Origin of the sequence: Mesorhizobium sp. M2E.F.Ca.ET.209.01.1.1 (assembly GCF_004010375.2) — a bacterium.
Lineage (GTDB): Bacteria > Pseudomonadota > Alphaproteobacteria > Rhizobiales > Rhizobiaceae > Mesorhizobium.
Genome location: NZ_SADP02000007.1, coordinates 289,084 through 311,341, shown reverse-complemented (window position 1 = coordinate 311,341; position 22,258 = coordinate 289,084). Strand labels below are relative to the sequence as shown.

Sequence of the window (22,258 nt, the reverse complement as noted above, 5' to 3'; positions counted from 1 at the left end):
TGCCCGGATGGCTCGAAGCGGATGATCCGATGGAACCCGAGCCTCGCAGCTCACATAGGAAAAAAGCCCTTCCGTCCCATCATCTCCACCGCGCATCTCATCCTCCAATCTCTCCGGCGGAATCGAATCACGGACTGGCCCCAGACGAAAGAGTTTTTCCGCAGCCTGTTAGGTCTTTGTTTGATGCATGTCGTTCACCCAAAACCGCTGCGCACTTTTGGGCGACATGCTGTTGTCTTGATGCATGTCGTTGTCCCAGAACCGCTGCACACTTCTGGGCGACATGCATTGGTCAATTGGGCGACGGCAGACCGGTGATGCCGGGACGCGCCGGCCGTGCCTGGCGTTTGAACTCGAGGCCGATATGGACGAGCAGCGCCGTGACCACGATGGCGCCGCCGATGATGGTGCGCACCGACGGCACCTCGGAATGGACGAGCCAGACCCAGATCGGCCCAAGGATCGGCTCGAAGGTGCCGAGCAGCGCCGCGATCGCCGCCGGCACGAGCCGGGCGCCCATGGCGAAAAAGGCGAGGCCGACGCCGAGGTTGATGACGCCGAAGGCGAAGAGGAAGCCCATGTCGCGTCCGGACACGGCAAACTGCGAGGCTTGAGATGCCGCTAACACGCAAGCGAGCAGCGCCGCGAGGCAATTGGCCGGCACCATGCGCACATGGGCGAAGCGCCGGGTGATCACAGTCGCCACGGAAAACACCACCGCAATCAGCAGCGCCAGGCCGTCACCGATGGGGGACACGGCCCCGTCGAGGGATTCGGAGACCATGATCGCGACGCCGGTGATCACTGCGGCAATGGCGACCCAGGTCGCCGGGCTGACACGCTCGCGAAACAAGAGCCACGCAAGGAGCGCCGCCAGCAGCGGCACTCCGGCCTGCATCAAAAGGATGTTGGCGACCGTGGTGTAGGCGAGCGCCACGACGAAGCTGGTGGAGGCGGTGGCGAAGCAGAGGGCGACTCCAAGCCCGGGCAACCCCATGTCGCGGAACAACCTCAACGTGCCGCGCCAACCGTCGCGCCAGACCATGAAGGCAATAAGGAAGGCCACCGCCCAGAGGGAGCGCCAAAACACCACGGTCCAGCTGTCGTCGATATGGATGAAGCGGGCGATGGTGCCGCCGAAACTCCACATCAATGCCGAGAGGAAGACCAGGAGCATGCCGATCCGCTCCTCGCGCGGCGAGACGGCAGGCAAGGCGGCACGGGGCGAGGCGGTATCGGTCATGGACACGATTGTCAGCGAGTTTGCGGGCTGCACGATGCACCAAGGACGACAGAACCGTGTCTCAGACGACAAGACCGCGGCTTAGACGACGGGACTGTGTCGCAATCGCCTAGCGCAAAGACGCCGGGTCGGCGTGATCCAGCGCCCGGCGAAGCTTAGGGCACGTCCGCCCCGTCATCCCTGGAAATCGAAGGCGCTGAGGCCCGTCACCATCTCGTCGAGGCCGAGCGGGCGTGTCACCGGCGGCTCGGCGCGCGCCAGGCAGCCGGCGCGCTCGCAAAGCCTGCAGGCGGGGCCGACCGGGGTGGCGAAGCCTTGCCCGGGCTTGCCGGAGGATCCGGCCGGCAGCGCCGCCCCATAGACGATCTCGTCGCGGAAACCGATATCGCAACCAAGCAGGAGCGCGGTGCGACGCGGCCGTTCGGAGAAGGCGCCTTGCGGGCCTTCCAGCGTGCGGGCGATGCAAAGGAACTCGGCGCCATCGGGCATTTCCACCGCCTCGACCAGGATCTGGCCCGGCTGCGAGAAGGCCGCATGAACGGGAAGCTTGGGGCAACCGCCGCCGAAGCGGCTTTGCGGATAACCCTGGCTGCCGGCCTTGCGGAAGCGGTTGCCGGCATTGTCGACTTCCAGCATGAAGAACGGCACGCCGGCCGCGCCCTGCCGCTGCAGCATGGTCAGGCGGTTGGCCGCCTGCTCGAAAGAGACGCCAAAGCGGGAACGCAAGACATCGATGTCGTAGCGGGCGCGAACGGCGGCGGCGTGGAAGACCTGATAGGGCATCATCAGGGCGTGCGCGGCATAGCGGCCGAGCTCGAAGCGGGCGAGCCGGCGCGCCTCGTCCGTGCCGAGCTTCAGCCCCTGGATCTCGCCCGCGACGGCCACCGACATGCGCATCAGGCTCGCCTCCATGGCGACCTCGCGCAACTGGTCGAAAGGCGACAGCCGCTCCGACAGGAACAGGCGCTGCGAATGGCGGTCGTAGCGGCGGCGCCAGTTGGGCATGGTGGCGACCGGCAGCACCTTGACGACGATGCCGTGCTCGCGCCGCAACCAGGCCTTGAGCGCGCCGAACAGATCGTCGCCGGGATCGAGGACCGATGTGAAAGCCTCCGCCTCCTCCTCCAGCGCAGCAAAGTGGTTCGGCCGGCGTTCGAACACTTCGTGGACCTCGTCGGCGGGAAGGCGCGTGCCGGACAGCGCGGTCACCCTGCCCTCCTTGGCCAGAAGCTGGTTGAGATCGGACAGACGCTCGGCCTGCTCGCGATAGGCGCGAAAGAGCTTCACCATCGCCGCCGAAGCATTGGGCGCTGTCTCGGCGAGGTCGATCAGTTCCTGATCGCCGGGCAGTTCGCCGGCAAGAAGCGGATCGCTGAACGCTTCGCGCAAGGCCGCGATCGAGCCTTTTGTCTCTCCCTGCAATTCATGCGGATCGACCTTGTAGACGGAGGCCAGCTTGAGGATGAGCTGCACCGTCAGCGGCCGCTGGTTGCGCTCGATGAGGTTGAGGTAGGAGGGCGAGATGCCCAGTCCCTCGGCCATTGCCGTCTGGGTCAGCCCCCTGGCGTTGCGCAGCCGGCGCAGCCGCGGCCCGGCAAAGATCTTCTGCTCGGCCATCCGTTCCGCCCTTGACAAGAATTTACATGCGCATCGAGCCCGATGCTCGCCCTGCCGGTTTTACAATCGTGACAAATTTACAGAGCTGACTTGTCAATGGCAACACAGCTTTTCCTTTATTTTTGGCGCCAAATGGCGGTTTCCCTGGGCCTATTTCGCGTCGCAATGTAAACGATGTCACACGCAGACGTCGCGGGATATGTCCATTGCGATGCGGCGCTGAAGCAGTTTCAAACGATCCGGAGTGACCAATGACCGATTTTTACAACCTCGTCCCCTCCGCGCCGGAAGGCCGTTTTGACGGCATCGAGCGCCCCTACTCGCCAGAGGATGTGAAGCGGCTGCGCGGCTCCGTGCAAATCCGCCAGACGCTAGCCGAGATGGGCGCGAACCGGCTATGGAAGCTCATCAACGAGGAGGATTTCGTCAACGCGCTCGGCGCGATGTCCGGCAACCAGGCCATGCAGCAGGTTCGCGCCGGACTGAAGGCGATTTATCTCTCTGGCTGGCAGGTGGCCGCGGACGCCAACACGGCTTCGGCCATGTATCCGGACCAGTCGCTTTATCCGGCCAACGCGGCGCCGGAACTCGTCAAGCGCATCAACCGCACCCTGCAGCGCGCCGACCAGATCGAGACGTCCGAAGGCAATGGGCTTTCGGTCGAGACCTGGTTCGCGCCGATCGTCGCCGACGCGGAAGCCGGCTTCGGCGGCCCGCTCAACGCCTTCGAGATCATGAAGGCCTTCATCGAGGCAGGTGCCGCCGGCGTCCACTATGAAGACCAGCTGGCGTCGGAAAAGAAGTGCGGCCATCTCGGCGGCAAGGTGCTGATCCCGACCGCGGCGCATATCCGCAACCTCAACGCGGCACGCCTGGCGGCCGACGTGATGGGCACGCCGACGCTGGTCGTGGCGCGCACGGACGCGGAAGCGGCGAAGCTCTTGACTTCCGACATCGACGAGCGCGACCGGCCTTTTGTCGATTACGATGCAGGCCGCACGGTCGAGGGTTTCTACAATGTGAGGAACGGCATCGAGCCTTGCATCGCGCGCGCCGTGGCCTATGCGCCCCACGCCGACCTGATCTGGTGCGAGACCTCGAAGCCGGATCTGGCGCAGGCCAGGAAGTTCGCCGAGGGCGTGCACAAGCACCATCCGGGCAAGCTGCTCGCCTACAACTGCTCGCCGTCGTTCAACTGGAAGAAGAACCTCGACGATGCCACGATCGCGAAGTTCCAGAAGGAGCTTGGCGCGATGGGATACAAGTTTCAGTTCATCACGCTGGCCGGCTTCCACCAGCTGAACTTCGGCATGTTCGAGCTGGCGCGCGGCTACAAGGACCGCCAGATGGCAGCCTATTCGGAACTGCAGCAGGCCGAGTTCGCGGCGGAAGCCAACGGCTACACCGCAACCAAGCACCAGCGCGAAGTCGGCACCGGCTATTTCGATGCCGTGTCGATGGCGATCACCGGCGGCCAGTCTTCGACCACCGCCATGCATGAATCGACCGAGCACGCCCAGTTCAGGCCGGCGGCCGAGTAACGGATAACAACCAGAGGAAACGCCCGCAGGGCATTTTTAATCGAGGAGAAGACCAATGGCATCGATAAGCCGCGTCAAGGAAAGGGCGGAAGAGCAATCGAGCGCGATGAGCGTCGACCAGCAGGCGACGATCCGCATGCTCGCCAACGATCTGCACAGGCTCAACCAGTCGGTCATGAAGGCAGTCGAGGCCGGCGTCTCGGTGGAGCTGGTGCGCTCGGCCAGGCACCATGGCGGCGACGGAAACTGGGGTGACCTTCTGATCCCCGTGATCGTCACCCATCAAAGCCATACTTGACGTAACGTCAACAGTCTCGGCGACAGTCTTCCGTGCGTTATACGTTCGGGAGACTGTCGCATTTTTTCGATTTGCCTTTGCCGTCGGGGGGCACGACTTGCGCTGAATTTAGGATTTTCTTGCTATATTTTCGGCCTCGGCCATTTCAGCTTGACACCGGCCGCGATCTCACTCAATTCTGCCTCAGGTTTCAACCCTGCATTGAACCAGAGTGCCAGCCCGCCGATGTGTCCCGCCGACCGTGACGACCACTCCGAAAAACATCCGAGACCGGCAGCCCGCGCGATGGCGGCGGATTTTTCCAAGGTGCTGGTCGTCGGAAAATCATCGATCAACCGGGTCGTGGTGTCGAAAATCGTCGAGAAATCGGGCCTGAAGCCGATCTCGGAACCGCCCGAAGCCGCCGAGAAGACACTGGCCCGCCAACTACCCGGCGCCGTCATCCTGGACGGCGGCCCCGACGACAAGGATTGCGACCGGCTGATGTCGGCCATCGACGCGCTGCGGCGCGTCTCCGGCAAGCCACTGCCCGCGGTTATCCTGCTCTCAACCAGGAATGGCACGCCGGAGAGCCTTGGCCTGTCGAGCGTGGTCGATGCGGTCGTTGCCAAGCCGATCACGCCCGAGAGGCTGCAACCGGTGGTCGATCGCCTGACAGGGCGCGGTTAGATTGGACGGCGTTCAGCCGGCCTTTGCGATGGCTTCGACCAGGCTCGGCAACTCGCCGAGATCGGCGATCTGGCGGAAACGCGGCGCCGCAACCGGCGCCTCGGCATGTTCGACCGCCCAGGTCAATTCGTGCGGCACATGGATGCCCCAACCGCCGGCCTCGATGGCAGGCACGACATCCGACTTCAGCGAATTGCCGACCATCATGCTTTTTTGCGGTCCGTCGCCATGGCGACTGAAGATGCGGGCATAGGTGGCGGCGCTCTTGTCGCTGACGATCTCCACCGCGTCGAAGAGGTCACCCATTCCCGACTGCGCAAGCTTGCGCTCCTGATCGAAGAGGTCGCCCTTGGTGATGAGCACCAGATGGTAGGAGCCCGCCAGCTTTTCGACCGTCTCGCGCGCATGCGGCAGCGTCTCGATCGGATGGCGGAGCATCTCGCGGCCGGCAGCCAGGATCTCGCCGATGATCGAACCAGGCACCTCACCACCGGTGATCTCGACCGCTGTCTCGATCATCGACAGGGTAAAGCCCTTGATGCCGAAGCCGTAGATAGCGAGGTTGCGCCTTTCCGCCTCGAGCAGCCTTGCCGCGATATGCTCGTGGTCGCCGTGCTCCGCCAGCATTTCGGCGAAGCGTTTCTCGGTCATGCGGAAGAACTGCTCATTCTGCCACAGCGTGTCGTCGGCATCGAAGCCGATTGTGGTCAAATGAGAGGCGGGCATGTGTTGGCACCGTTCTTCATGGACGGCCGGTGTACCTGTTGTTGCGGCGCGCCGCCAGCCTGAAGACGGATGCCTGCTTCTCCCGCCTCCCCTTCCCTTCCCCCGTAGCGCCCGGCTATAGTCTGAAATCCGCAACACAATCTGGTGAATGATGCCGCCTGAAAAAAGGGAAGTCCGTCCGTCAAGCCGGGGGGGACGCGCTCGCACGCCTGCCTTCTTGAAAAACGAACGCGGTGTGAAGAACTGGAAGGAGGCCAGCGCCTGGCTGGAGTGGCGCGGCATCGAGGATATCGAGTGCATCACGCCGGACCAGGCGGGCGTCGCCCGCGGCAAGATGATGCCGTCGAAGAAATTCACCTCCAACACCTCGCTGGCGCTGCCGTCGGCCGTCTTCATGACGACGATCTCGGGCGGCTACCCGGAAGACGGCAACGGCTTCCACTATCCCGAGGATGACGGCGACCTGAAGCTGTTGCCCGATCTGTCCACGTTGACCGTCGTGCCCTGGGAAGAAGACCCGACGGCAGCGGTGATCTGCGATCTCGTGCACCAGGACGGCCGCTCCGTCGAATTCACGCCGCGCAACGTGCTGAAGCGCGTGCTTGCCGCCTATGATGAGCGTGGGCTCAAACCGGTGGTGGCGCCCGAGATCGAATTCTATCTGGTGCGCAAGAACCCCGATCCGGACTATCCGCTGACGCCGCCCGTCGGACGCTCGGGGCGGCCGATCGGCGGCGGCGCGGGCTATTCGATCGCCGGCGTCAACGAGTTCGACGAGTTGATCGACGACATCTACCATTTCTCGGAGCGGCAGGGCCTGGAGATCGACACGCTGATCCATGAGGAGGGCGCCGGCCAGCTCGAGATCAATCTGCGTCACGGCAACCCGATCGAGCTCGCCGACCAGGTGTTCATGTTCAAGCGCACCATCCGCGAGGCGGCCCTGAAGCACGAGATCTACGCCACCTTCATGGCCAAGCCGATCCAGGGGCAGCCGGGCTCCGCCATGCATATCCACCAGTCCGTGATCGACAAGAAGACCGGCAAGAACATCTTCTCGGCCGAGGACGGCTCCGAGACAGACGCTTTCTTCCACTTCATCGGCGGCATGCAGAAGCATGTGCCGAACGCGCTGGTGATGTTTGCGCCTTACGTCAATTCCTATCGCCGGCTGACGCAACAGGCATCGGCCCCGGTCAACAACAAATGGGGCTATGACAACCGCACCACCGCCTTCCGCGTGCCGCGTTCGGATCCGGCGGCGCGGCGCGTCGAAAACCGCATCCCGTCCTCCGACGCCAACCCCTATTTGGCACTGGCCGCGTCGCTGGCCTGCGGGCTGATCGGCATGACCAGGAAGGTCAACGCGGAGCCCCCGGTGCTGACCACGGCCAACGCCGACGAGATCGACCTGCCGCGCAGCCTGCTGGAAGCGGTCGACCTGTTCGAAGGCGATCAGGAGCTAGCGGCCATCCTCGGCACATCCTTCGCCGCCACCTACGCAGCGATCAAACGGGCCGAATTCGAGACCTTCATGGAGGTCATCAGCCCGTGGGAGCGGGAATATCTGCTGCTGAATGTGTGAGTGGCGACTTCGTCGCGTGAATGGTGAGTGGTGAATGGTGAGTAGTTTCATCTTGGATGGTTGAACGCGGCCAGCAGGTTTTGCCGAGCTATTCACCATTCACTATTCACCATTCACTGGCTTTCCCGTGCCCTACCAATCCCCCATCTCTCCTGGCCGATCCTGGTATGAGGATACGGTCGGCCCTCGCCCCGAATATCCGCCTCTCGACGGCGACCGGACCTGCGACGTTGTCATCATAGGCGGCGGCTTCACCGGCTTGTCGGCGGCAGCGCATCTGGCCAAGGCCGGCACCGATGTGGTGCTGATCGAAGCTTATCGCTTCGGCGACGGCGCATCGGGGCGCAATGGCGGCCAGCTCGGCACCGGGCAGCGCGCATGGGCCGAGGAACTGGAGGCCGAATATGGCCTTTCCCGTGCCAAGGCGCTGTTCGATATGGCCGAGGAAGCCAAGGCGCATCTGCTTGACTTCGCGGCCAGCAACGCGATCGACATCGACTATATGCCGGGCCAGCTTTCGGTGGCGCACAAGCAACGTTACGTCGACGACTACAAGCGCCACGCCGAGATCATGGCAAGCCGCTTCGGCTATCCGCATGTCAGCTTCATGGACGCGGCGGAGACGGCGCAGCGGCTGGGCTCGACGCGCTACTTCGGCGGCACCCGCGACATCGGCACCGGTCACATCCATCCGCTGAAGCTGGTGATCGGCACGGCGAAAGTGGCGGCGGCCGCGGGCGCGCATCTCTTCGAGCAGACGCCGTCCACCGGCATCGTTTCCAATGGCGGCAAGGTGAAGGTCGCGACGCGCAAGGGCACGATCACAGCCGACAAATGCCTGATCGGGGTCAATGCCTATGGCGGCAATCTCGAGCCGGTGAGCGCGGCGCATATCATGCCGATCGGCTCGTTCATCGGCGCGACCGTGCCGCTGGGCTCGGACTCGAAAGTTCTGCCCGGCGGCGAGTCCGTCGACGACTCCCGTTTCGTGGTGCGCTATTTCCGCAAGTCGAAAGACGGCCGGCTGTTGTTCGGCGGCCGCGAGGTCTATGCCGTCAACGATCCGAAGGACATCCATATCCACATCCGCAGGCAGATCGCCGAGCTCTACCCGGACCTCAAGGATGTCGAGATCACGCATGGCTGGGGCGGCTATGTCGGCATCACGATGCCGAGAAAGCCGTTCGTGCGCGAAGTGATGCCGAATGTGATTTCGATCGGCGGCTATTCCGGCCACGGCGTCATGCTGTCGAACTTCTTCGGCAAGCTCTATGCCGAGACCATTGCCGGCAATCGCGACCGCTTGAAACCGATCGAGGACCTGAATATCCCCGCCTTCCCCGGCGGCCGCCGCTTTCGCGCGCCGCTCTTGTTCCTCGCGCTCAGCTGGTTCGCCCTGCGCGACAGGATTTAAGGCTGGCAGCCCAGCCGGAGCAACCGATTCGACGCAGGCGGCTTGCACGCGGCAGGTTGTGGAAGCCTTAACGGACGGCGAGAATTTCGCAATTTGGCTCACTCATGCCATAATCAGCAGTAAAAGATGCAATTATGGGCGAAAATCCGGGGATTTCGCGGACCTTGTTCGCAATGATTTTCGGGACCGATGCTGATCGAAGCCAATCGTTGTGGCGGTGATCGAAAGAACGTCGGCCCGCTTGTTGGAGGTGGTTTGAGTGAACGAGCCCTTCAGTTTCGGCACGCCGGAACGGCAGCGCTTCACAATGCAGTTCGGCTATAACGTACGGCCATCCTTCTGGCAGAAGATGCAGTCGAACGCGCATCTGGTCATTGCAGCGGTGGGCACGGTCGCGCTGCTCGGCGTGGCCGCGGTGGCGCTCTGGTTGTGCATTCCTGGCGGAGGCCGGCAGGTTGCCGCGGCCAGCGCCGAGCAAACCGTCCCGACAATCCCGGTGAAGACGACGAAGATCGCTCCCGTGGCGGCGGCGGTGACCGTGGCCTCGGCACCGCAGGTCGCGCCCAAGGCGGATGCCGTTACGCCTACGACGGCGGCCCGCGTAGCCAGCATTCCGGCGCTGGCGTCGAACAACCCCCGCTGGACTGCTTCCGACTCCAAATCCCCGTCGGAGCAGGCAGCGGATAAACCAGTTCCATCGGAGCAGGCCGCCGAGCCGACCGCTACGCAATCAACCGACACGGCCTTCGCCGAACCGACCGCGGAGAACGACGCCTCGGACGCGCTGGCGCAGGTTGCCGCACCCGCACCGGCGAGCGAGACGGCCGCGAAGACGCCGGGCGACAAGATGGACGGCGCTCAGACCGCCGCCATTCCCGAGGCCAAGCCGCAGGCTCCCGATGCCGATCCGGCAGCAACGGACAACGCGGCGCAGCCCAAACCGGAACCCCAGAAGGTCGGCGCGACCGCCAACGGACGCATCTTGAGGGCCGTCACCATGCGCTCCGGGCCGAAGAAGGGCGCAGCCGCGATCGTCACCGTGCCCGCCAAGGCATCGGTGCAGGTGATGAACTGCAAGCAGTGGTGCGAGATCGTCTATAACGGCAAGCACGGCTGGGTCTACAAGAGCTACGTCAAGACGGGCGCGTGAGGCCGTTGTGCCGACGCCGCCGCGTCCTAACCGCGATGCCATCAGCCGCCGAAGAGGCGACGCAGGCGCTGCCACCGGCGATCATTCCTGCGTTTTTTGACGAACTGCCGATGCTCCTCGAATGGCACTTCGAAAAGGCCGCAATCCTGGCAACCTTCCTTTTTCCCGCAAGCGGGGATCCAGCATTTGACGTCATGCGTCCAGGCGAGCGCCAGACGCTCCAGGTGAAGACTGGAAGAACTCTTGAGCAGGATGAGTTCGCCGGGCACCGCCGTGCGCCGGAGATGATCCGAAACCTCTTTCGGCGTGCGCAGCTCGACGAACCGGCCGCTGTCGCGATCGGCCTGGCTGGCCTTCGAACGATGCGCATGTTCTCCGACATAGATCACCTGGTCGGCAATCTCGCGCGCACTGTCATAGGCGCGCGCATATTTTGCGTTCGAACCGGCAAAGTCGGATAGCTGGCCGAGCACGATCCGCTTTCGCCCGGCCGCTGATTTCGCCACCATGTCGAAAGCGAGCGGCAGCGAATGCCACGGCGCTTTGGCGGTGTCTACGACGAAATGCGGTCCTCCGTCGGCGACCATAACGTGGCAACGGTTCGCCAACGGCTCGAATGTCGCGATCCTTTCCTCCACCATTCGCGCAGGCACGCCAAGCTCGAGCGCGGTCGCGGCCGCGGCAGCCGTCGGCAGCCAGAAATGCTCGCCCGGAAACGGCGTTTCGAGCTTCAGCGCCCCGCCCCGCCAATGGAGCATAAAGCCGAGCGTGCGTGGATAGGCGGCGCTGATGTCGGTGACGCGATAATCCGCCGTTTCCGACTCGCCGAACGTGACGACCCGATGCGCATCGCCGGATGCCATGGCAAATACATTGGGATCGTCGGCATTGAGGACCGCGAGACCGCCAGGCCCCAACGCCTCGACCAGCGCGCGCTTTTCGCGAGCGACGTTCTCCAGCGTCTTGAAGCTGGAAAGATGCTCGAGCCGCACCATCGTCACGACGGCCACATGCGGCTTCAGCATCTGCGCCATGGGCCTGATCGTATCGACGCCGAAAGCGCCGGCCTCGAAGACGACGTAGTCGACCTCGCCATCCTTGTTCATGCGCTTGTAAAGCGTGCTGACCAACGACTTTATCGTATTGGCCAGGACCCGCGTGTAGACCCGCCGGTGGCCGGCCAGGATGTGTCCGAGCAGGCTCGCCGCAGTCGACTTTCCGGAGCTGCCGGTTACGCCGATGAAAGTGGCCTTGCTTCGCGCCCGCGCACGCTTCGCCCTGTAGATTTTGAGGCGCTGGCCCAGGTCCTCGCGAATTTTTCGCAGTCTGGCATTCATGGCACTCGCCTCATCCGGGCACCGTTATGCCTTTCGCCGGATCGTCGAGTCAAACCGGGCCGCACCTCCATTACCTAGATGCAGCGCCCGCCGTCGACCTCCAGCGCCACCCCGGTTATGAAGGCCGCTTCGTCCGAGGCCAGCCAGAGCGCCGCATTGGCGATATCCAGCGGTGTCGAAAGCCGGCCGAGCGGGATCGAGGCGCGGAATTTTTCACGGATTTCAGGCGTGTCGGCACCCATGAATTTCTCCAGCATGCCGGTCTCTCCGGCAACCGGGCAAAGGCAGTTGACGCGGATGTTCTTCGGCGCCAGCTCTATGGCCATCGACTTGGTGGCGGTGATCGCCCAGCCCTTGGAAGCATTGTACCAGGTCAGTCCCGGCCGCGGCCGCAGTCCGGCCGTCGAGGCCGTCGTCAGGATGACGCCGCCGCCCTGCCGGTCCATGATCGGCACGACGGCGAGCGCCGCATGGTAGATCGCCTTCATGTTGACCGCGGTGATCAGGTCGAAGGTTTCCTCGTCGACGCCGAGCATATCGCCGTTGCGGTGGGTGAAGCCGGCATTGTTGACCATGATGTCGATGCGGCCGAACGCGCTCTTGGCAGCGTAGATCATCTCGTCGAATTCAGAACGCAGCGACACGTCGGTCTGGGTCCAGATAGCCTTGTTGCCGATCTCGTCGGCCACCCGCTCGGCGCCCTTGGCGTTGAGATCCGCGACGACCACGCGCGCGCCCTCTTCGGCAAAGCGCTTCGCCATGCCCGCGCCGAAGCCCGACGCGGCACCGGTGATGATGGCGACCTTGTTTTCCAGACGCATGGCCTTCCCGCTCATTGGATTCCCGCAGATTTTGACGTGACTTTTCCACCTGCCGTCCGCCCGCCCTAGGCCCGGCAATATCTCCCTTAGCTTTCGTCACATTCGCGTTCTATGGTGCAGGTGCGAACGTTGCCGGAAGCCATGGCTTGCCGACAAGCTTGCCGGCAGCGCGCGAGTGTCGGGAAACATGTGGGCCGATGCAAGTGCAAGCGATTGGTCCTGCCTGTGACACCATGGCACTGGAAAATTTAAATCGATTAGAATATACCAACGAAGCTGCCGGTATCAGGCATCAAATCGGACTGACCATGACCAGCCAGATCATTCCTGTCGATCCTTTCGACTTCATCATCTTCGGCGGCACCGGCGACCTGTCGGAACGCAAGCTCCTGCCTTCGCTCTATTATCGCCAGCGCGACCATCAGTTCTCCGAGCCGACGCGCATCATCGGCACCTCGCGCGCCAAGATGACCGACGCCGAATTCCAGGCTTTCGCCAGGCAGGCGATTTCGTCTCACGTCAAGCCGGCCGATATCGACCAGAAGGAACTGGAAGTCTTCCTGGCCAGGCTTTCCTATGTTTCGGCCGACGCGACCAGCGGCGCAGGCTTCGACAAGCTGAAGAAGGCGATCGGCGACAGCGACCGCATCCGGGCCTTCTATCTCGCGGTGGCGCCGGCGCTGTTCGGCGATATCTCGCATCAGCTCAAGCAGAACAAGCTGATCACGCCGAATTCGCGCATCGTGCTGGAAAAGCCGATCGGCCGCGACCTCAGCTCGGCGCGCGCCCTCAACGACGCGGTCGGCGACGATTTCGACGAAGGCCAGATCTTCCGCATCGACCACTATCTCGGCAAGGAAACGGTGCAGAACCTGATGGCGCTGCGCTTTGCCAATGCGCTCTATGAGCCGCTGTGGAATTCGGCGCATATCGACCATGTTCAGATCACGGTCGCCGAGACCGTCGGCCTCGAAGACCGCGTCACCTATTACGACAAGGCCGGCGCGCTGCGCGACATGGTGCAGAACCATATTCTGCAGCTGCTTTGCCTCGTCGCCATGGAAACGCCGTCGTCCATGGACGCCGATGCGGTGCGCGACGAGAAGCTGAAGGTGCTGCGGGCATTGAAGCGCATCAACGGCAACGAAGCGCCCAAGCATACGGTGCGCGGCCAGTATCGCGCCGGCGCCTCGGCGGGCGGTCCCGTCAAGGGCTATGTCGAGGAACTCGGCAAGGACAGCAACACCGAGACTTTCGTCGCCGTCAAGGCCGAGATCGGCAACTGGCGCTGGGCCGGCGTTCCCTTCTATCTGAGGACCGGCAAGCGACTTGCCACCCGGGTCTCGGAAATCGTCATCGAGTTCAAGCCGATCCCCTATTCGATCTTCGGCGACAGCGCCGGACCGATCTTCGCCAACCAGCTGGTGATCCGGCTGCAGCCGAACGAAGGCGTCAAACAATACATCATGATCAAGGATCCCGGCCCGGGCGGCATGCGCCTGCGCCAGATCTCGCTCGATATGAGCTTCGCTCAGTCCTTCGACGCGCGCGCGCCGGACGCCTATGAGCGGCTGATCATGGATGTGGTGCGCGGCAACCAGACGCTGTTCATGCGCCGCGACGAGGTCGAGGCGGCCTGGAAATGGATCGACCCGATCCAGAACGCGTGGGAAAGCGCCCGGCAGGAAGCCCAGGGCTATACGGCCGGAACCTGGGGGCCGTCGGCCTCGATCGCGCTTATCGAACGTGACGGACGGACATGGCACGAGAGCAATTGAGCGAGGTCAGCTACGGCTGGAACGGCTTTGCCGATCGCCAGGACCTGGCGACGGCGCTTGCCGGCGAGATCGCAGACTGGTTGACCCGGGCCGTTGCGGAACGCGGCACGGCGCTGCTCGCCGTGTCCGGCGGGACCACGCCGGCGAAGCTGTTCGCCGCGCTGTCGACCACGCAGATCGCCTGGGACAAGGTCACCGTGACGCTGGTCGACGAGCGCTTCGTGCCGCCCTCCTCGCCGCGCTCGAATGCCGGGCTGGTGGCGGCAAACCTGCTCCAGAACAAGGCGGCGGCGTCGCGTTTCGTGCCGCTCTACCATGAGGCGGCAAGCATCGAGGAGGCCGCGGCGGCGGACAGCGAAGCGCTGCGGTCGCTGCCCTGGCCGCTCGACGTGGTGATCCTCGGCATGGGCGGCGACGGCCATACGGCTTCGTTCTTTCCGGATGCCGGCAACCTCGAGGAGTTGCTCGACCCGGCGTCCCGGCGCATCGTGCTGCCGGTGCATGCGGCGAGCGGCGGCGAGCCGCGGCTGACGCTGTCAATGGCACGCATCGTCGCCGCCGGCTTCGTCGCGCTGCATATCGAAGGCGAGGACAAGCGCACAGCGTTCAACGGCGCGATGGGTCCAGGCGCTAAAAAGCCGATCCGCAGCGTGCTCGAAGCGGCGCCGAGACGGACAGAGGTGTTCTGGGCACCCTGATTTCATATGAGGACAGCCCGGTGGCAGGGGAGGACGCTTACCGAGCTCGAAAGGACGGACCATGACAGCCAGACGCGATATCGAAGCCATCACGGAACGCATCCGCCAACGTTCGAAAGCCGGGCGAGAAGCCTATCTCGGCCGCATCGCCGGAGCGTCAAGCAATACCGCCAATCGGGCGGTGCTGGGCTGCGGCAACCTCGCCCACGGTTTTGCCGTGTGCAGCCCGTCGGAAAAGATCGCGCTTGGCGGGGACCGCGTGGCGAATCTCGGCATCATCACCTCCTACAATGACATGCTGTCGGCGCATCAGCCATTCGAGACGTTCCCGGCGCTGATCAAGGAAGCCGCGCGCGAGGTGGGCGGCATCGCTCAGGTCGCCGGCGGCGTGCCGGCGATGTGCGACGGCGTCACCCAGGGCCAGCCCGGCATGGAGCTGTCGCTGTTCTCGCGCGACGTGATCGCGATGGCGGCGGCGATCGGCCTGTCGCACAACATGTTCGACGCCGCCGTCTTCCTCGGTGTCTGCGACAAGATCGTGCCCGGGCTGGTGATCGGCGCGCTTACCTTCGGGCACCTGCCGGCGGTCTTCATCCCCGCCGGACCGATGACGACCGGGCTCGCGAACGACGAGAAGGCCAAGGTCCGCCAACTCTATGCCGAAGGCAAGGTCGGCCGCGCCGAACTGCTGGAAGCGGAGTCCAAATCCTATCACGGGCCGGGCACCTGCACGTTCTACGGCACCGCCAATTCCAACCAGATGCTGATGGAGATCATGGGGCTGCACACGCCCGGCGCCTCCTTCGTCAATCCAGGCACGCCGCTGCGCGACGCGCTGACCAGGGAAGCGGCCAAGCGCGCGCTGGCGATCACTGCGCTCGGCAATGCTTACACGCCGGTTGGGCGCATGATCGACGAGCGCTCGATCGTCAACGGCGTGGTCGGTCTGCACGCCACCGGCGGCTCGACCAACCATACGATCCACCTGATCGCCATGGCCGCCGCCGGCGGCATCGCGCTCACCTGGCAGGACATTTCCGACCTGTCGGAGGCCGTGCCGCTGCTCGCCCGCGTCTACCCGAACGGGCTTGCCGACGTGAACCATTTCCATGCCGCCGGCGGCCTCGGCTTCCTGATCCGCGAGCTGCTCGACGAAGGCCTGCTGCATGAGGATGTGCAGACGGTGTGGGGCGAAGGCCTGCGGCCCTACGCGGTCGAGGCGCGGCTTGGCGACGACGGCAGCGTGGTGCGCGAAGCGGCACCGGCCATCAGCGGCGACGAAAAGGTGCTGGCCCCAGTGAAGAAGGCATTCCAGCCGACCGGCGGACTGAAGGTGCTCGGCGGCAATCTTGGCCACGCCGTCATCAAGACCTCGGCAGTCAAGCCCGACCGGCGTGTCATCGAGGCGCCGGCAAAGGTGTTCGACAGCCAGCAAGGCCTGAACGACGCCTTCAAGGCCGGGACGCTGACCGGCGACTTCATCGCGGTCATCCGCTTCCAGGGCCCGAAGGCCAACGGCATGCCGGAACTGCACAAGCTCACCACCGTGCTCGGCATTCTGCAGGATCGCGGCCAGCGCGTGGCGCTGGTAACCGACGGGCGCATGTCGGGCGCTTCCGGTAAGGTCCCGGCGGCGATCCATGTAACGCCGGAAGCGGTCGAGGACGGCCCGATCGCCAGAATCCACGACGGCGACGTCATCCGCCTCGATGCGGATGCCGGCACGCTGGAGGTTCTGGTGCCGGGAACGGAATTCGCGCTGCGCCGCACGGCGGACGCAGACCTGATCGGCAACGAATTCGGCTTCGGCCGCGAGCTGTTCGCCGGCTTCCGGCAACTGGTCGGCCGCGCCGACCACGGGGCGGCGGCGTTCGGAAACGCCTGACGTTTCCGGTGTCAAAAGAGAAAGGGCGGCCTCGCGCCGCCCTTTCTCTTTGTTCCGGCGGAAACGACTACTGAACCGCGATCTCGGTCCGCTCGCCGGCCTTGATAGTCACCGGCATTTCCTTGTCCTGGCCCTGGTCGGAGGCGTGACGCACGACCACATAGTCGCCGGCGGGAATCGTCTGCTGCCAGCTGTCTCCATAGGTCAAGCCCAGCGACTTGCGCTTGCCTTCGATATCCTTCTTCGACGAGAACACCTCGATCGAGTAAGCGCCAGGCGCCGACATCGCCAGCACGCCTGCGTCCAGCGTGACCTTGATGTCCTGGTTGTCGCCGGCCTTGATGGTGAAGGGCTGCTCGGCAACGGCCAGATCAAGCGTGGTGAGCGCGACATAGTCGTCCGGCGGCAGCCAGAACTTGCTGTCGGGACCATAGGAGTGCTCGACGCTTTCGCGGGAACCGTCGATCTTCTTCTTAGCCTTGACGATTTCGAAGCTAATGCCGGAATTGTCGGCCTTGTCACCGCCTGCCGTATAGAAGGCATTGAGCACGGCGTGGCCGACGCCGACGACGACGTCCTTCTCGACGGTCTGTCCGGCTGCAAGCTGGATCGTCTCGCTCACCGTGCCGGCGCCGATCTGCACCGTCACCTTCTGCTCGCCGGCGGGCACCGTGGCCTTGGCGTCGCCATAGTGGGTGGTGCTGCCGCCGGGATAGGCGAAGTCGACACGCGCCTCGCCGCTGATCTCCGATCCCTGGCTCGCATGCGGATGGATAACCAGCGTCCCGCCGTTCAGCGTGAACAGCGGCTTGTAAACCTGACCGGCCTCTATTCTGATCTTCTGCTCGCTTCTTGCCTCGTCGTCGCGGCCGACGACGATATAGTCGCCTGGTTCGAGATTGGTTTTCAGCTCGCCATACTCGGTCATGACCTGATCGCCGCGCGAGCCGTCCGCATTGGCCTTGTAGATTTCCCAGGCATTGCTGTTGTCGGATTTCTCGGGACCCCCCTCGGCCATGACCACGCTCGGCATGAAATTGAATTCAGGCTTGGCGGGTTCGGGCGCTGGCGCGGGTGCCGGAGCCGGCTCAGGCGCCGGAGCCGGGGCCGCCACGGTCTCGACCAGGGCGTCCTGCAACGCCTTCTCGTCGGAGGCCTGGATGTATTTGCCGCCGGTATTTTCGGCGAGGCAGGCGATCTGCTTGCCCTCGTCGGCGGTCAGGCCGAAGCCGACGACATCGGCGGTGAAATCGACGCCGCTTTCCTTCAGCTCCTTGCCGAGCGCGCAGGGATCACCGCCGCAGGTCTCCAGCCCGTCGGTGATCAGCACCACTGTTGCCTTGTCCTCGGTATATTTCAGCGCCTCGGCGGCCTGCTTGACGGCGGCCGTGAGCGGCGTCTTGCCCAGGAATTTCATGCTGTCGGCCGCCGCCGAAATGGCGCTGGCGGAGCCAGCCTGCGGCGGCACGATCAGCTCGATGTCGTCGCAGCTGCCTTTGGTGCGGTGGCCATAGGCCATGAAGCCGATCTCGTCGTCGGCCGGCACCGACTGCAGCACCGTGCGCAGCGATTCACGCGCGATCTCCAGCTTCGGCTTGCCGTCGATCTGGGCCCACATCGAGCCGGATGCATCGAGAATGATGATGACCTTGTTGGCGGCAAAGCCAAAACTGGTCATCGACAAAAGGAGGGCCGCCGCAGCGACGCTCCGTATCAGTCCCGCCATGGATGTCTCCTGATTATTCCCTCGTCCCGCGCCCGGAAAGCTATTTTAGGTGGCCTGCGGAGACAAGCTGCAAAGCTGATGCATGTCGCGCAAAACGTGTGGCCGGGTTTGCGTCCGGCGCGACGCGTTTCACTCAGGAGCCTGGCGCCTGTATCGGGACAAATCCCTCGGCCTCGACGATTGCCCGATAGCGCGGATCGGCGCGCAAGCTCCTGAAGGCCGGATCGATACGCACGCCAAGCAGATCGTCCTCCTTGCGCCTTGCCGATTCCTCAAGATAGCGGATCGCGTCGTCGCCGCGGCCGAGCATCGCCGCGGTGGCTGCTACCTTGTAGGCAGGTTCGCGGTCGCGCTGGTATTGCCGCAGCTGCTCGGCGAACATCGCCTTCAACAGGCCATCGCCGCCCTCCTCATCCAGACCCTTTTCGGCGGCATCGGCGATCGCCCGGTGGGCATCGTTGCCGGAGATGACGGCGGCAAGCCGATACTCACGCAGGAAATCGCTCCAGCGATGCTGGTCGAGATAGATGGTGGCGAGATATTCGGGCGGCGAACGCAGGTTCGGCTCCGCCTCGGCAAGCGGCTGCAGGATCGCCAGGGCCTCGTCGACGCGGCCGGTATGGAACAGGATGAGCCCTTTGTTGGCGAGGATGCTGCGCGACTGCGGGTTGAGCTCCTGCGCCTTGCCGATCTCGCTCAGCGGCCGTTCCGTTTCGCCTGCGACCATGAGCGTCAGCGCATACCAGTGGTGGGTCTGGGCCGAGGCGGGATCGAGCCGGATCGCCCGCTCGAACAGCGCGCGCGAGCGGGCAAAGTCCTTGTCCCAGTAGAAAGCCGCGAAGGCGAGCGCGGCATAGCCGCCGGCATTGTTAGGGTCGAGCGCGATGGCGCGATTGGCGGCCGCCTGCGCCTTCGGATAAGCGTCCCTCGCCGGCATCAGTGTGAACTGGCTGACCATGTTGTAGGTGTCGGCCAGCTTGGCATAGGCGTCGGCATATTCGGGATCGAGCGTGGTCGCCTCGGTGAGCAGTTGCATGGCGCGGTTCAGCCCGCTCGCCTGCCTCGTCTCCAGGTAATAGACGGCGTCGAGATAGAGATCCTGGACCTTGGGGTCCGGCCTGTGCGCAGCACGGCCCGGCAAGATGGGAGCATCGCGCATCAAAAGGATTCCGGCGACGGCGACCACGGCAAAGAGCGCGATCGCGCTGGCGATGAGGAGAGCCGGCCGGTAACGGGAAGAGCCGGGCACCCGTGAGGTCCGATCAGAGTCGGCCGATGGAAGCTGCGGCATTTCACCGAACGCCGCCGCGGCGGCCTCGGTCGCGGGCACTTCAGCCGGTGCGGCCGCGTCGCCCCGCAGCCATCGCTCCAGCTCATCGGTATAGGCAAAGACGAGGTTCCTCGCCCCGCCGGAAATCCGGTGAACCGGCAGGCCGCGTTGGCGCTCCCAGCGCCGCACGGTGCGCTCGTCGCGGCCGAAGAAGGCAGCGATTTCCTTCCAATCGTTCAGCCGACGGTCGCGCCCGCTCGCCAAAGCCTGCCCCCTAGTGCCCGTATCTGCCCGCATTTGCCGCACGCGCCCAGGTCGGGCTTCGTCTAGCATCCGGGCATCGCTGGCTCGACGCCAACCGACGGCACATCCCCGGCGGCCAAACTTGCTTGGCTTGCCAAGGATTTCAACCCGGCGAAAATGTGAGGTGCCGGCACCGCCGGATCCGACGATCTTTCTGCGAGATCAATAGGTGGTGCGCCGCTCTTCCGATGGCGGCCGGCCGAACTGCAGCCGATAGCTCTGCGCGAAATAGGAATGCGAGGTGAAGCCGGTGGCGATCGCCACGTCGAGGATCGGCATGTTGGTCTGGCGCAGCAACTCGCGCGCGCGTTCGAGCCTCAGCCGCATGTAATAGCGGCCGGGCGTCACGCTGAGGTGGCGCAGGAACAGGCGCTCGACCTGCCGCACCGAAAGCCCTGCTGACTTGGCGAGCTGCACGGCCGACAGTGGTTCGTCGAGATGGTCGGCCATCAATTCGACGATGCGCCTGAGCTTCTCCGACTTGCCGGTGAGGTCGCGCTCAGGTCCGACGCGCTGGCGGTCGCCTGCCGAGCGGATGCGCTCGTGCTGGAACTGGTTGGCGACGCCATTGGCGAGGTTGGAGCCGAAATCGCCGCGCACGATCTCCAACATCAGGTCGATCGAGGTCGTGCCGCCGGCGCAGGTGTAGCGCTTGCGGTCGATCTCGAAGACGTTGCCGGTGCAGTTGATATCGGGAAAGCGCTCCATGAAGCCGGCGCGGTTCTCCCAATGGATGGTGCAGCGGTAACCGTCGAGCTGCCCGGCCTCGGCCAGAAGATAGGAGCCGACCGACAGCGCGCCGAGCGCATTGCCGCGCCGGCCCCAGCTGCGCAGCGCCGCCAGCACCTTGCTCTTGCCGGGGAATTCCGTGGTGAGCCCGACCGAGACGAACAGGATGTCGACCGGCGGCATGTCTGCGACCGAATAGTCGATCTTCAATGGCAGGCCGTTGGAGGCCATGACCGCGTCGCCATCGGCCGAAATCGTCGTCCAGCCGTAGAAGTCGCGGCCGAGCAGGCGGTTGGCCGAGCGGAAGCAGTCGATGGCCGCGGCCAGCGAGAACATCGAGAATTTGTCGACGAGCAGGAAGCCGAACTGACGGCCGCCCTGGACGGGATCGTTCGTGATCGGCCGTTCGACAGGAGCAGTAAGGTTCGGCAAGGATCTGCTTTCGATCAGAAGGACGGCCGCTTCAGCCCGGCCGCGAGGTAGGCGGAAGCTACAGTGTTCGCCATCAGCATGGCAATGGTCATCGGTCCGACGCCGCCGGGGACCGGCGTGATGGCGCCGGCGACCTTGGCCGCCTCGGCATAGGCGACGTCGCCGACCAGGCGGCTCTTGCCTTCGCCCTTCTCCGGCGCCGGGATGCGGTTGATGCCGACGTCGATGACGGTGGCGCCGGGCTTCACCCAATCTCCCTTGACCATCTCGGGACGGCCGACGGCGGCGACCAGGATATCGGCGGTACGCGCCAGCGCCGGCAGGTCCCTGGTGCGGCTGTGGGCGATGGTCACCGTGCAGTTGGCGGCGAGCAGCAGATTAGCCATCGGCTTGCCGACGATGTTGGAGCGGCCGACGACGACGGCGTTGAGGCCGGAAAGGTCCTTGCCGCGCACGCGCTCGATCAGAAGCATCGAGCCCGCCGGCGTGCAGGGCACGAAGGCCGTCTCGAGCTCGCCGGTGCCGAGCTTGCCGACATTGATGAAGTGGAAGCCGTCGACATCCTTCTCCGGCGCGATCGTCTGGATCACCTTGCCGGCGTCGATATGGCCCGGAAGCGGCAGTTGCACGAGGATGCCGTGGATCGACTTGTCGACGTTGAGATCGCCGATGATCTGCAGCAATTGTTCTTCGCTGGTGTCGGCCGGCAGCGTATGCTGGAGCGAATGGAAGCCGCATTCCTTGGCGGTGCGCGATTTCGAGGCGACGTAGACCTGGCTTGCCGGATCCTCGCCGACGATCACCACGGCAAGGCCGGGCTTGGTGGCTCCCTTGGCCGACAGCTCCGCGGTCAAAGCCTTGACCTTCGAAACCACGTCCTCGGCGACACTCTTTCCATCAATCACTTCGGCCATCACCAATCCTCAGCTTCGCTACGAGGCCGATAGTTGGCCTCATTCCTCGATCGGCATTGTCGATCCACCAAAGCGAGACGCTTGCGGCCGAAATGCAGCGCGGCATTTTCACGAAAATTCGA

18 protein-coding genes are annotated in these 22,258 nt (G+C 64.3%); 9 read left to right on the top strand and 9 right to left on the bottom strand.

The window, feature by feature from the left end:
* Nucleotides 1-292 precede the first annotated feature (292 nt).
* On the bottom strand, nt 293-1,243 hold the full coding sequence (locus tag EN852_RS16225) for a DMT family transporter (RefSeq protein ID WP_127875873.1): 951 nt from the start codon (nt 1,241-1,243) through the stop codon (nt 293-295).
* A gap of 174 nt (nt 1,244-1,417) precedes the next feature.
* Complete coding sequence (locus EN852_RS16220) at nt 1,418-2,860, bottom strand: XRE family transcriptional regulator (RefSeq protein WP_127875874.1); 1,443 nt, start codon at nt 2,858-2,860, stop codon at nt 1,418-1,420.
* Nucleotides 2,861-3,111: 251 nt separating this feature from the next.
* On the opposite strand from EN852_RS16220, the gene aceA reads away from it, so the two are divergent.
* From aceA to EN852_RS16205, 3 genes are all read left to right on the top strand, one after another.
* Nucleotides 3,112-4,401, top strand: a complete 1,290-nt coding sequence (gene aceA / locus EN852_RS16215; protein WP_127875875.1) for an isocitrate lyase — start codon at nt 3,112-3,114, stop codon at nt 4,399-4,401.
* Between the two features lie 55 nt (nt 4,402-4,456).
* Nucleotides 4,457-4,699, top strand: coding sequence for a hypothetical protein (locus tag EN852_RS16210; RefSeq protein WP_042640947.1), 243 nt, complete (start codon nt 4,457-4,459; stop codon nt 4,697-4,699).
* Between the two features lie 285 nt (nt 4,700-4,984).
* Complete coding sequence (locus tag EN852_RS16205; RefSeq protein ID WP_189546003.1) at nt 4,985-5,368, top strand: response regulator; 384 nt, start codon at nt 4,985-4,987, stop codon at nt 5,366-5,368.
* Between the two features lie 12 nt (nt 5,369-5,380).
* Here EN852_RS16205 and EN852_RS16200 read toward each other — a convergent pair whose 3' ends face one another.
* On the bottom strand, nt 5,381-6,094 hold the full coding sequence (locus EN852_RS16200; protein WP_127875876.1) for an HAD family hydrolase: 714 nt from the start codon (nt 6,092-6,094) through the stop codon (nt 5,381-5,383).
* A gap of 151 nt (nt 6,095-6,245) precedes the next feature.
* On the opposite strand from EN852_RS16200, the gene EN852_RS16195 reads away from it, so the two are divergent.
* The 3 genes from EN852_RS16195 (at nt 6,246) to EN852_RS16185 (ending at nt 10,243) form a co-directional block, all read left to right on the top strand.
* On the top strand, nt 6,246-7,679 hold the full coding sequence (locus tag EN852_RS16195) for a glutamine synthetase family protein (protein WP_127867626.1): 1,434 nt from the start codon (nt 6,246-6,248) through the stop codon (nt 7,677-7,679).
* A 127-nt stretch (nt 7,680-7,806) separates the two neighbouring features.
* A complete protein-coding gene (locus EN852_RS16190; RefSeq protein ID WP_127875877.1) occupies nt 7,807-9,093 on the top strand; it encodes an FAD-binding oxidoreductase in 1,287 nt (428 codons plus the stop codon).
* A 259-nt stretch (nt 9,094-9,352) separates the two neighbouring features.
* A complete protein-coding gene (locus tag EN852_RS16185) occupies nt 9,353-10,243 on the top strand; it encodes an SH3 domain-containing protein (RefSeq protein WP_189546001.1) in 891 nt (296 codons plus the stop codon).
* 41 nt (nt 10,244-10,284) lie between these two features.
* On the opposite strand, the gene EN852_RS16180 is transcribed toward EN852_RS16185, so the two are convergent.
* Nucleotides 10,285-11,580: a Mur ligase family protein gene (locus tag EN852_RS16180; RefSeq protein ID WP_127875878.1), complete on the bottom strand. Its 1,296-nt coding sequence runs from the start codon at nt 11,578-11,580 to the stop codon at nt 10,285-10,287.
* 74 nt (nt 11,581-11,654) lie between these two features.
* Nucleotides 11,655-12,401: an SDR family oxidoreductase gene (locus EN852_RS16175; RefSeq protein ID WP_127867627.1), complete on the bottom strand. Its 747-nt coding sequence runs from the start codon at nt 12,399-12,401 to the stop codon at nt 11,655-11,657.
* Between the two features lie 308 nt (nt 12,402-12,709).
* Here EN852_RS16175 and zwf point away from each other — a divergent pair, with 308 nt between their 5' ends.
* The 3 genes from zwf (at nt 12,710) to edd (ending at nt 16,762) form a co-directional block, all read left to right on the top strand.
* The gene (gene zwf / locus EN852_RS16170) at nt 12,710-14,179 is read left to right on the top strand and encodes a glucose-6-phosphate dehydrogenase (protein ID WP_127867362.1); all 1,470 of its coding nucleotides are present in this window, start codon (nt 12,710-12,712) and stop codon (nt 14,177-14,179) included.
* Complete coding sequence (gene pgl / locus EN852_RS16165) at nt 14,161-14,877, top strand: 6-phosphogluconolactonase (RefSeq protein WP_127875879.1); 717 nt, start codon at nt 14,161-14,163, stop codon at nt 14,875-14,877. Before zwf ends, pgl begins: the two co-directional genes overlap by 19 nt.
* A gap of 61 nt (nt 14,878-14,938) precedes the next feature.
* Nucleotides 14,939-16,762: a phosphogluconate dehydratase gene (edd, locus tag EN852_RS16160; protein WP_127875880.1), complete on the top strand. Its 1,824-nt coding sequence runs from the start codon at nt 14,939-14,941 to the stop codon at nt 16,760-16,762.
* A gap of 67 nt (nt 16,763-16,829) precedes the next feature.
* Here the strand turns inward: edd and EN852_RS16155 are convergent, their stop codons facing one another.
* From EN852_RS16155 to folD, 4 genes are all read right to left on the bottom strand, one after another.
* Nucleotides 16,830-18,488: a VWA domain-containing protein gene (locus EN852_RS16155; protein WP_127875881.1), complete on the bottom strand. Its 1,659-nt coding sequence runs from the start codon at nt 18,486-18,488 to the stop codon at nt 16,830-16,832.
* A 133-nt stretch (nt 18,489-18,621) separates the two neighbouring features.
* Nucleotides 18,622-20,055: a hypothetical protein gene (locus EN852_RS16150; protein ID WP_127875882.1), complete on the bottom strand. Its 1,434-nt coding sequence runs from the start codon at nt 20,053-20,055 to the stop codon at nt 18,622-18,624.
* A 168-nt stretch (nt 20,056-20,223) separates the two neighbouring features.
* Entirely contained in the window at nt 20,224-21,222 is a 999-nt protein-coding gene (locus tag EN852_RS16145; RefSeq protein WP_095819786.1) for a GlxA family transcriptional regulator, read from the bottom strand.
* Nucleotides 21,223-21,236: 14 nt separating this feature from the next.
* On the bottom strand, nt 21,237-22,136 hold the full coding sequence (gene folD / locus EN852_RS16140; RefSeq protein WP_127875883.1) for a bifunctional methylenetetrahydrofolate dehydrogenase/methenyltetrahydrofolate cyclohydrolase FolD: 900 nt from the start codon (nt 22,134-22,136) through the stop codon (nt 21,237-21,239).
* Nucleotides 22,137-22,258 lie beyond the last annotated feature (122 nt).